The sequence below is a fragment of the Streptomyces sp. NPDC055254 genome (assembly GCF_053606025.1).
In genome coordinates this window covers 44291-55253 of sequence record NZ_JBSGQV010000044.1, presented here as the reverse complement: position 1 = coordinate 55253, position 10963 = coordinate 44291, and the positions used below count along the sequence as shown (strand labels likewise).

Genomic DNA, 10963 nt, shown 5'->3' with positions numbered 1-10963 from the left:
CGGCGCCGGGCCCTCCCCACGGGGCCCCTTCCCCCCCGGGGGGGGGGGGCCCCCCCCGGGGGGGGGGGGGGGGGGGGCCCGCGGGGGGGGGGGGCCCCCCCCCCCCCGGCGGCCGCGCTTCGACAGACATCGGACAAGGCAACTGAAGGGAAGGTCGGAACACGATGACCACGGCGCAGGAGCGGACCATCAGACTGGAGTCCGCGAGGGCCGGGACCGGCCCGGCGACCTGGGGGCAGCGGGCCATCTGGGGGGTCGTGACCCGGCTCGGTGACGACGCCCCCCGCTACAACCTGCCGGTCGACCTCCCCGTCGATCCACCCCGCCCCGCCGCCCGGGTCCTCGCGGACCTGACGGAGCTGCTCCTGCTCCACGACAGCCTGCACACCCGGTTCCTGCCCGTCGGCGAGGACGGTCTGGAGCAGGTCGTCGACGGATCCGGCGAGCTCGCGGTGGAGATCCGGACCTGCCCGGCGGCGCAGGCCCCCGAGGTCAGTGCCGGCCTGCTCGCTGAGCTGGCCGGGCGCTCCTTCGACCACACGCGGGAGTGGCCCCTGAGGGTCGGCCTCGTGGCGAGCGACGGCCTGGTGCACCGGCTGGTTCTGGCCGGAGCGCACACCGGGATGGACTACTGGGGGCTGGGCCGGCTGCTGCGCGACCTGGAGCTGATCGAGTCGGGCGAGAGCGCCGAGTCGCTGCGCCGGGCCCGCCCCGCCGTCCAGCAGCCCCTGGAGGCCGCGGAGCTCCAGGCGTCGCCGCTCGGCCGTCGCCGGGACGAGGCGGCCCGCCGCTACTGGTGCGAGCAACTGACCGCCGGCCCGCGGCAGATCTTCCGTGAGCCCGCCGCGCCGGAGCTCGCGGCGGACCCGGACCGGCTGTTCCCCAACGCTCTGCTGCGCTCGCCCGCGCTGGCCGTCGCCGTCGGGCGGGTGGCGGCCGAGCTGGAGGTGAGCGACGCCGCGGTGCTGCTGGGGGCTGCCTCCCACCAGCTCGCCAGGATGTCCGGGAGCAGCGACGTGCTGTTCCAGGTGGTGGTCGGCAACCGCTTCCAGCCCGCCGCCGCCGCGTCGGTCAGCACGGTGGCGCAGGAGGCCCTGTTCCGCCTCACCGACGCCGACCGGGACTTCGAGGACGCCGTACGGCGCACGCGGTCCGTCGCGTTCAGCGCCTTCCGCCACGCCGCGTTCGACAAATGGGCGCTGGACCGCGAGGTGGCGCAGCTCGTCGAGAAGGGGGAGGCGGCCGACCACTCGTACTGGTGGAACGACACGCGTGACCCCGGCGTCGGGCCGTTCGACGGCGTCGAGAAGCCGCGGGCCGCGCTGAGCGAGCTGATCGGACGGACCGAGCTGAGCTGGCCAACGCAGTTCCCGCCCCGCAAGAACGTCTCGATGGCGGTGGACGTGCTGACCGCGCCGGGAGCCCTGGACCTCGCCATGACCGCCGACCCGGCGGTCCTCGACCGCGAGGGGATGGAGCGGTTCCTCCGCGGGGTCGAGCGGCTGATCGTCGCCGAGGCGATCGCGCTGGGGGACTGATGACGACACGGTACGCGGGCATCGCCTGGACGGACACGGGCTACCGGGTCGAGGTCGTCGACGGGGCGGGGAAGCGGGTGGTGGAGCCCCGGAACTGGGGCGCCGCCCAGGTCAGGGAGCTCATCGCGTGGCTGCGCGAGCTGGCGCCGCTGGCAGCGGTCTTGGACAGCACCAACGGCCTGCTGGACGGCCCGATGACGGCTGCCGGCCTGGAGGTCTACCGCGCCGATCCCTGGCTGCTGCCGTCCCGGCCGGCCTTCGGCTCCGTCCCGGCGGAACGTTTGGCGGAGCAGGCGCGCAGCGCACCGGGCGCGCTGGCCCGGGTGACCGCCGAGGGCGGCAGCCTGACCGGCCGCGCCGAGGAGTACTTCGACGGCGTACGGCGCGGGGAGCCGGTCCTCGCGGAACTGACCGCGACCGGACGCTGCTTCGAGCACGGCGACCGCGACACCCCGAAGGTCGCCCTCACCTTCGACGACGGCCCCGACCCCCTCTACACCCGCCAGGTCCTGGACATCCTGGACCGCTACGGCGCCCGGGCCACCTTCTTCTGCGTCGGCCACCATGTCACCGCGCTGCCCGACGAGGTCCGCCGCATCGCCGCCGCAGGCCACGAACTGGGCAACCACTCCTGGTCCCACCCCTACCTCCCCGACCTCACCCCGGAACAGCTGCGCGAGCAACTCGACCGCACCAGCGAGGCCGTGGCCCGGGTGACCGGGTACGCCCCGACACGGTTCAGGCCTCCGTACGGCGCCCTCACCCCCGAGGTCCTCGCCGCCCTGGACGGCTACCCGACCACCCTCACGATGTGGGACGTCGACGCCCGCGACTGGTCCAGGCCCGGACCGGACCGGATCACCTCCACCGTCCTGGAAGCCACCGGCCCCGGCTCGGTCGTGCTCATGCACGAAGGCGCCGGCGACCGCGCCCAGACCGTGCAGGCCCTCCCGTCGATCATCGAGGGCCTCCTCGGACGCGACCTGGAGCTGGTCACCGTCGCCGAACTCCCTCCACCGCCGCTCGCCACTCGACCGACGTAGAGCACGATCAACGACCGAAGGGTTCAACAGTCATGGAAGAACGCTTGGCGGACCACACCGCGGCGGTGGCGTCCCCGCAGAAACAGGACGGGTCCGACGGGGCGCCGCCGTCGGGGGAGCCGGCGATCTGGTCCCGCAACTTCCGGTACTACTTCGTCGCGCGCAGTGCCGGTCTGCTCAGTTGGGCGATGCTGCCGGTCGCGGTCGCGGCCGGCCTCCTCAAAGGCGGGTACGGCCTCGGCACCGCCGGCTACTCGATGGCCTTCCTCGTCGCCCCGTTCGCGGGCCTCGTCCTGTTCGGCGGCGTACTCGCCGACCGGTTCACGGCCCGCCGCATGATGATCATCGCCGACCTCGCCAACCTCACCGCCCACATCCTCCTCGCCGTCCTCTTCATCAACGGCATCGACCATCTGTGGCAGCTCTACGCCCTCCTCGTCGTCGCCGGCACCGCCAACGCCCTCTTCCAACCGGGCGCCTCCTCCACCGTCCCCCTGGTCTCCCGCGACGTCCAAGGCGCCAACGGCGTCCTGCGCACCTCCGAAGCCATCACCGGCCTCGGCGGCCCGGCACTCGCCGGCGCCCTCGTCGGCTTCGGCTCCACCGGCTGGGTCATGGTCATCTCCGCCATCGCCTACGGCACCAGCGCCATCTGCCTCTTCGTACTCCGCCTCGGCCACATCCCCGCCCCGCCCCCCGGCCAGGGCCTGTGGCGCAACCTCGCCGTCGGCTGGCACGAATTCAGCTCCCGCACCTGGCTCTGGGGCGTCATCCTCATCTGGATGTTCTACGCCGTCCTGTCCTGGGGCCCCCAACTCTCCGTCGCGGCCGGCGTCATCGTCCCGCAGCACGGCGCCAGCGCCTTCGGCCTCGTCAACGCCGCACTCGGCGCCGGCACCATCGCCGGAGGCCTCCTCGCCATCCGCTACAAGCCCCAACGCCCCCTCGCCGCGGGCGCCGCAGCCATGCTCGCCTACCCCCTCTACCCCCTCGGCATCGTCCTCGACTGGCCCGTCGTCGCCCTCGCCGCTGCCCAGATCGCCGTCGGCACCGGCATCGGCATCTGGGGCGTCATGTGGGCCACCAGCGTCCAGACCCAAGTCCCCGGCGAAGTCCTCAACCGCGTCCACGCCTACGAGGTCGCCGGCTCCGTCGGCATGTACCCCATCGGCAGCGCCCTCGCCGGCCCCGCCGTCAGCGCCTTCGGCACCGACCGCGTCCTCCTCGTCGGCGTCGTCGTCAGCTTCCTCACCGCCGCCGCCCTCCTCGCCACCCGCCCCATCCGCACCCTCCAACGCATCCCCGACCGCACCTGAACCCCACCGGAAATCCACACATGAGGCGCGCACACGGCCCGGACCGGCGGGTGTCCGGGTGAGCGCGTCGACGGCGCGGCAGGGCCTGCGGCCGCACACGGCCGCCGAGGGTGTCCACTACCTGGTCGGCCGGAGCGAGGGGGTCCTGGACGCGCTGCCCGTCGCCGTGCGGGACCGGGCGGCCGCGACGGGACTGCCGCCGTGGCGGGCCGTGGAGCACGCCGCTTCCCGAACCCTGCTGCGGGCCCTGCTGCGCGAGATCGACGAGGACCTCCGGGGCGGGCCGGTCGCCGCCCGCCCGAGCGGCCGGCCGTACCTGCCCGATCGGCCCGACCTCGGCGTGAGCCTCTCGCACTCCTGCGGGTGGGTCGCCGCGGCCGTCGGCCGGGACCGCGACGTCGGCGTCGACGTGCAGATCCCTTCGGCCGTCAGCGACCGACTGCTGCGGCTCTGCTGTCCGCCCGAGGACACCGAGGTGCTGACCGGCCTGCCGGAGGCCGGACGCAGACGCGAGTTCGCCTGGATCTTCGCGGCCCAGGAAGCATGCGTGAAGGCCGTCGGCGGCGGCCTCTCCGCCCGCCCCTGGACCGTCCCGGTCCCCCTCGGCCGGCAGTCCGGTCACTGGGGCCGGGTCACCTGGCACGCCCCCCGCGACCGCCACCCCCTACCCACCACCTGCGCCTGGACCACCCCCCGCCCCGCTCCGGATGCGTCCGTCGACCATCCGTGACTCAGGGGGGTCCGCTGGTGGTCAGCACTTCTTGGCGGGGGTGGGGGGCTTGCCCTTGAGGAGGTACTCGTTGATCGCGGAGTCGATGCAGGTGCTGCCGCGGCCGTAGGCCGTGTGGCCGTCGCCGTCGTACGTGAGGAGCGTGCCCGATTCCAGCTGGCCGGCCAGGGCTTCGGCCCACTTGTACGGGGTCGCCGGGTCGCGGGTGGTGCCCACGACCACGATCGGCGGGGCACCCGCGGCGGTCAGCGGCTTCGCCGTGCCCTTCGCCTTCACCGGCCAGTACGTGCAGTTCAGCGAGGCCCAGGCCAGGCCCGCGCCGAAGACCGGGGAGGCCTTCTCGAAGGAGGGCAGGGCCGCGTCGACCGCCTCGGGGCCGCTGAACGCCGGCGGCTGGTCCAGGCAGTTGACGGCGGCGTTGGCGAACATCAGGTTGGCGTACTCGCCGTCCGGCTCGCGCTCGTAGTAGCTGTCGGCCAGCGACAGCAGGCCGGCCCCGTCGCCGTCCATGGCCGAGGTCAGCGCTTCGCGCAGCTGCGGCCAGGCGCTCTCGTCGTACAGCGCCGCGATCACCCCGGTCGTCGCCAGGGACTCCCCCAGCGGGCGTCCGGCGTCGCCCGTGGGCACCGGCTGGGCGTCGACCTTGCGGAAGAACTCCTTCAGCCTGGCCCCCACCGCGGCCGGACCACCCTTGCCGAGGGGGCAGTCGGGCTGCTTCGCGCAGTCCACGGCGAAGGCGGTGAAGGCGGTCTCGAAGCCCGCCGTCTGGTCGCGGTTCAGGTCGAGCGCCGGGCGGGACGGGTCCATGGCGCCGTCCAGGACCAGGCGGCCGACGCGGTCCGGGAAGAGGTCCGCGTACGTGGCGCCCAGGAACGTGCCGTAGGAGGCGCCGACGTACGTGAGCCTCTTGTCGCCGAGCACGCCGCGGAGCAGGTCCATGTCCCGGGCGGCGTCGACGGTGGAGACGAAGGGCAGGATCCGCTGCGAGCGCGTCTGGCAGGCGGCCGCGAACTCCTTGAACGCCGCCACCAGCCGGACCCGCTCCGCCGCGTCGTCCGGCGTCTGGTCCACCTGCGTGTACTTGTCCATGGCGGGGCCGGTCAGGCATTCGATCGGGCTGCTCCCCTGCACTCCGCGCGGGTCGAAGGAGACCATGTCGTACTGGGCGCGGACGGGCGCGGGGTAGCCGATGCCCGCGTACGCCTGGAGGTAGCCGAGACCGGAGCCGCCGGGGCCGCCCGGGTTGACCACGAGCGAGCCGAGCCGCTCGCCGGGGCCCGTGGCCTGGCGGCGGGCCACCGCGATGTCGACCTCCTGCCCGGAACCGGGCGCGGCGTAGTCCAGCGGGGCCTTCATCGTGGAGCACTGGAATCCGGGGACGCCGCAGTCGCGCCAGCTCAGCTTCTGCTCGTAGTACGGGCGCAGCGCCGCGGCGTCGGGGGTCTGCCGCGCGGTCGGCTCGGCGGGCGTCCCGGTGGAGGAGGCGGCGGCCCGGGGGCCGCCCGCGCCGCCCGAGCTGCACCCCGAGAGCAGCATCCCGGCGGCTGCGATCACGGTCCCGGTGGTACGCAGCACGCGACTGGTGTCCATCCCTGGAGCCTAATCGCTGTCGGCTCGGACCCGGCGGGGGCCGTGCTCCCGGACGGCCGCCCGCACGCCGGCCGGCGGGGCCGCAGGGCGCACGGAACGGGCTCGTGCCGGGTGCGTCCCCGGCGCGGGGGACCGCCCGCCCGTACGGGTGAGCCGGTCAACCGGGTGCCCCCGGTCGGACCCGCCGCACCCCCTCGGTGTCGCGGCCCGCTCAGCCGGCCCGCAGCGACATGGTCATCGCCTCGACCGCGAGGAGCGGGGCCACGTTGCGGTCGAGGGCGTCCCGGCAGGCGATGATCGCCTCGATCCTGCGCAGGGTCCGCTCCGGGCCCGACGCTCGGGCGATGCGGTCGAGGTCGGGCCGTATCTCCTCGTTGGAGATGGCCACGGAGGAGCCGAGCTGGAGGGCCAGTACGTCCCGGTAGAAGCCGGTGAGGTCGGTCAGGGCCAGATCCAGGCTGTCGCGCTGGGTGCGCGTACGGCGGCGCTTCTGCCGGTCCTCCAGCTCCTTCATGATGCCCGCCGTGCCGCGCGGCATCCTGCTGCCCGCGCCCGGCCCGGCGCCGAGGGCGGCCCTCAGCTCCTCGGTCTCCTTGGTGTCGACCTCCTCCGCGACCTGCTTGGCGTCCTCGGCGGCGGCGTCGACCAGCTCCTGCGCGGCCTTGAGGCAGCCGCCCACGTCGTCGACGCGGAGCGGGAGTCTCAGGACCGCGGCCCGGCGCGCGCGGGCGTCCGGGTCGGTGGCGAGCCGGCGGGCGCGGCCGATGTGCCCCTGGGTCGCGCGCGCGACGACCGCGGCGACCTCGGGCGCGATGCCGTCCCGCCGGACCAGGACATCGGCGACGGCCTCGACGGGCGGGGTGCGCAGGGTCAGGTGCCGGCAGCGGGAGCGGATCGTGGGCAGCACGTCCTCCAGCGAGGGGGCGCACAGCAGCCACACCGTGCGGGGCGCGGGCTCCTCGACGGCCTTGAGGAGCACATTGCCCGCGCCCTCGGTGAGCCGGTCGGCGTCCTCCAGGACGATGACCTGCCAGCGGCCGACGGCCGGGGAGAGCTGCGCCCTGCGCACCAGGTCGCGGGTCTCCTTCACACCGATGGACAGCAGGTCCGTACGGACGATCTCCACATCGGCGTGCGTGCCGATCAGGGTGGTGTGGCAGCCGTCGCAGAACCCGCAGCCGGGCTCGCCGCCGAGGGCGCGGTCGGGGCTGGTGCACTGGAGGGCGGCGGCGAAGGCCCGGGCGGCGGTGGACCGCCCGGAGCCCGGCGGTCCCGTGAACAGCCAGGCGTGGGTCATCTTGTTCGCGGCGGGCGGAGCGGTGCCGTCGGTCACGGCCGTGACCAGCGCGTCGGCGTCGCGGGCGGCGGCGGCCAGCTGCGTCTGGACCCGCTCCTGTCCCACCAGGTCGTCCCACACGGGCATCCCGCCCCACCGCCTTCCGCTCTCCGCCGTCGTCCGCTTGCCGTCCGTGCGCGCCTGTTCACAGTGTGGCGCGCGCCACTGACATTCCGGTCCGGCCGCCGTCAGCGCCGGGGGCGCGGACGGTCCTCGTCCTCGTCGCCCTCGTCCCCGCGGCGGCCCAGCAGCTCGTCGGCCAGGGTCGGGAGGTCGTCCAGCGGGGTCTCCTCGGCCCAGTCCGGGCGGGCCCGGCGCGACCGGCCGTCCTCGTCGAGCACCGGGAGCTCCCGCGTCCGGTCGTTGCCGGTGTCCCGGAAGATGCCGGGCGGCACCCGGTCGGCGGGGTTCTCCTGGGGGCGCCGGGCCGTCGGCCGCGAGGCCGACCGCGCGGTCGCCGCCGGCGGCGCGGTGTCCGGGCGCACCGGCGGCAGCACGGCGGTCTCGTCCGTGCCGCGCACCGGCGGCAGCACGGCGGTCTCGTCGGCGGCGGCCGGCCGCCGGGCGGGGTCGACCTTGGGGACCGGAACCGTCTCGGTGACGTCGTCCGGCTGCAGCACGCGCCGGTCGGGCGGTGCCTGCCGTGCCACGGGCGTCTCGACCGTCACCTCGTCGTCATACCGGTCCTGCCGCGCCTGCCGCTGCTCCTGCCGCGCCGCCGGAGCGGGTGCGGCCGGTGCCGGGGCGGCCGGTGCCGGGGCCGAAGCCGCCGCCGCCGCTGCCGCCGCGGCAGCGCTCTTCGCCGCCACCTCCGCCGCCGCGGCCTCCGCCAGCCGCCGCGCCTGTTCGGCCTTCAGCAGGGCCTCCTCGGCCCGCCGCTGCTTCTCCAGCCGGCGCTCCTCGGCCTCGGCCCGCAGCCGGGCCTCCTCCTCGGCCTGCCGGCGCAGCCGCTCACGCTCCTGCGCCCGCGCCCTCTCCTCGGCCTCCGCGCGCAACCGCTCGGCCTCGGCCCGGGCCCGGGCCTCCTCCTCGGCCCGCAGCCGCTCCTCCTCCGCCTTGCGGGCGGCCTCGGCCTCGGCCCTGATGCGCGCCTCCTCGGCCTCGCGGGCCCTGCGGGCCTCCTCCTCGGCCCGCAGCCGCTCCTCCTCGGCCTTGCGCGCCGCCTCCTCCTCGGCCCTGCGCCGGGCCTCCTCCTCCGCGAGGCGCCGGGCCTCCGCCTGCGCGGCCACCTCGGCCTCGGAGAGCGGAAGCATCCGGTCCAGGCGGTGCCGTACGACGGTGGTCACCGCATCGGGGTCCTGGCCCGCGTCGACCACCAGGTAGCGCCCGGGGTCGGAGGCGGCCAGCGTCAGGAACCCGGACCGCACCCGCTGGTGGAACTCCGCCGGTTCCGACTCCAGCCGGTCCGGGGCCTCCGTGAACCGCTCCCGCGCCGCCTCCGGCGACACGTCGAGCAGTACGGTCAGGTTCGGTACGAGGCCGTCCGTGGCCCAGCGCGAGATCCGGGCGATCTCGGTCGGGGAGAGGTCGCGGCCGGCGCCCTGGTAGGCCACCGAGGAGTCGATGTAGCGGTCAGAGATCACGACCGCGCCGCGCTCCAGCGCCGGGCGGACGACCGAGTCCACGTGCTCCGCCCGGTCCGCCGCGTACAGCAGCGCCTCGGCGCGGTCGGACAGTCCGGCCGACGAGACGTCGAGCAGGATCGAGCGCAGCCGCTTGCCGACCGGGGTGGCCCCGGGCTCGCGCGTCACGACCACCTCGTGGCCCTTGCCCCGTATCCAGTCGGCGAGCGCCTGTACCTGGGTGGACTTGCCGGCGCCGTCTCCGCCCTCCAGGGCGATGAAGAAGCCGGTGGCGGACGGCGCCTGGTCGGGCTCGCCGCCGCGCAGCGCCTCGCGCAGGTCGCGCCGCAGCGGCACGCCGCTGCGGTCGTCCGCCTTGGTCAGCACGAACACGGCGACCGGCAGCAGCAGCGCGCCGACCAGCATCAGCGTGAAGGCGGCGCCGCCGTGCGCGAAGACCACGTCTCCGCCGGTGAGCCGGTGCGGGCCGATCGCCGAGGCCAGGAGCGGGGCGACGACCGCCCCGACGGCCAGGGCGACCCGTACGACCGCCTGGAGGTGCTCGGTGATCCGGGCCCGGCGAAACTCCTCGGTCTCCTGCTCCAGCAGCGTGTGGCCGGTGTGGGCCGCGACGCCCGCCGCGGTGCCGGTGAGCAGCGACAGGAACAGCACCGTCGCGGTGTCCGGGACCAGCCCGGCCAGCAGCAGGGCGAGCCCGGTGACCGCTATGGCGAGGGCCAGCAGCCGGCGCCGGGACAGGGCGGGCAGCACCTTGCCGGCCTGGGCGGCGCGGATGCCGGCGGCGGTGCCGCCGACCAGTGCCAGGACGAGCAGCGCGAAGGAGGCCGGCCCGCCGCCGAGGTCGAAGGCGTGCAGCACGGCCACCGCGACGGCGCAGGACACCGCTCCGGCGACGGCGGCGCAGGCCAGCACGAGGACCGGAACGGCGCCCGTACGGCCCTTGTCGGGGCGGTCGCCCGCCTTGGGGGCGCGCAGGCCCTCCAGCGGGGACCGGGGGCGCGGGGTCTTGTCGCCGGGCAGTACCAGCGGCAGCAGCAGCGAGATCGACGCCGCGAAGAGGCCGGCGGCCAGGTACGAGCCGAGGGCAGCCTGGTTCACGGCGAACCAGTCCACGCCGAGGCCGAGGGCCTTGCCGAGCAGGGTCGCGGCGAGCAGGGCGGCCGCCGCGACGGGCAGGGCCGCGAAAGCCGTACGCAGCGTCAGCCGCCGCAGCGCGTCCATGTGGTCCGGGAGGGGCCGTACGGTCGCCCCCTCGGGCGGCGGCGCGGGCAGCAGGGCGGGAGCGGCGCTCTCCTTGGCCAGCGTCCACAGCCGTTCGGCGGCGCCGGAGACGAAGACGGTGGCCAGCAACGCGGTGAGCGCGTGGGCCGGGATCCAGTCGAGCCAGAGCGGCGCGACGACGAAGAGCCCGAGGCGGACGCCGTCGGCGCCGATCATCGTCCAGCGGCGGTCCAGCTTGCCACTGGGGGCCATCAGCCCGGCCAGCGGGCCGAGGAGGACGGCTCCGAAGACCACGGTGGCGAGGATCCGGACGCCGAAGACCACGGCGACGGTGAGGGCCGCGCCCCGGTAGCCGCCGCCGAAGGCTCCTTCGGAGAGGGCGGCCTGGAGCGCCAGCAGCACCAGGACCAGCAGGGCGAGCGCGTCGCCGACGCCGCTCACCAGTTGGGCGCTCCACAGCCGGCGCAGCCGGGGGGTGCGCAGCAGCGCGCGCACCGCCCGTTCGCGGGAATCTGCGGCTAGGGCTTCGTCGTAGGTCGGGTTGGCCTCGGCGGTCACGACCGTCGGCTGCTCGGCTCGCGTCATCCGCCCAGCCTATCCGCTGTG

General features: G+C 75.5%; 7 protein-coding genes. 4 read left to right on the top strand and 3 right to left on the bottom strand.

Annotated elements, in window-relative coordinates; all coding sequences use genetic code 11:
* The first annotated feature begins 164 nt into the window (after positions 1-164).
* From ACWFQ8_RS29120 to ACWFQ8_RS29105, 4 genes are read left to right on the top strand one after another with little or no spacing between them, the layout of a single operon-like run.
* Complete coding sequence (locus ACWFQ8_RS29120; protein WP_453789256.1) at positions 165-1538, top strand: condensation domain-containing protein; 1374 nt, start codon at positions 165-167, stop codon at positions 1536-1538.
* On the top strand, positions 1538-2581 hold the full coding sequence (locus tag ACWFQ8_RS29115) for a polysaccharide deacetylase family protein (protein ID WP_453789255.1): 1044 nt from the start codon (positions 1538-1540) through the stop codon (positions 2579-2581). Before ACWFQ8_RS29120 ends, ACWFQ8_RS29115 begins: the two co-directional genes overlap by 1 nt.
* A 32-nt stretch (positions 2582-2613) precedes the next feature.
* Positions 2614-3897 carry an MFS transporter gene (locus ACWFQ8_RS29110; RefSeq protein ID WP_453789254.1) on the top strand — a complete coding sequence of 428 codons (1284 nt, stop codon included), beginning with the start codon at positions 2614-2616 and terminating at the stop codon, positions 3895-3897.
* A gap of 58 nt (positions 3898-3955) precedes the next feature.
* Positions 3956-4627, top strand: coding sequence for a 4'-phosphopantetheinyl transferase family protein (locus ACWFQ8_RS29105; RefSeq protein WP_453789253.1), 672 nt, complete (start codon positions 3956-3958; stop codon positions 4625-4627).
* 21 nt (positions 4628-4648) lie between these two features.
* Here ACWFQ8_RS29105 and ACWFQ8_RS29100 read toward each other — a convergent pair whose 3' ends face one another.
* The 3 genes from ACWFQ8_RS29100 to tmk form a co-directional block, all read right to left on the bottom strand.
* A complete protein-coding gene (locus tag ACWFQ8_RS29100; RefSeq protein ID WP_453789252.1) occupies positions 4649-6217 on the bottom strand; it encodes an alpha/beta hydrolase in 1569 nt (522 codons plus the stop codon).
* 211 nt (positions 6218-6428) lie between these two features.
* Positions 6429-7640, bottom strand: a complete 1212-nt coding sequence (locus ACWFQ8_RS29095) for a DNA polymerase III subunit delta' (RefSeq protein WP_453789251.1) — start codon at positions 7638-7640, stop codon at positions 6429-6431.
* 101 nt (positions 7641-7741) lie between these two features.
* Positions 7742-10942, bottom strand: a complete 3201-nt coding sequence (gene tmk / locus ACWFQ8_RS29090; protein WP_453789250.1) for a dTMP kinase — start codon at positions 10940-10942, stop codon at positions 7742-7744.
* Positions 10943-10963: the final 21 nt, after the last annotated feature.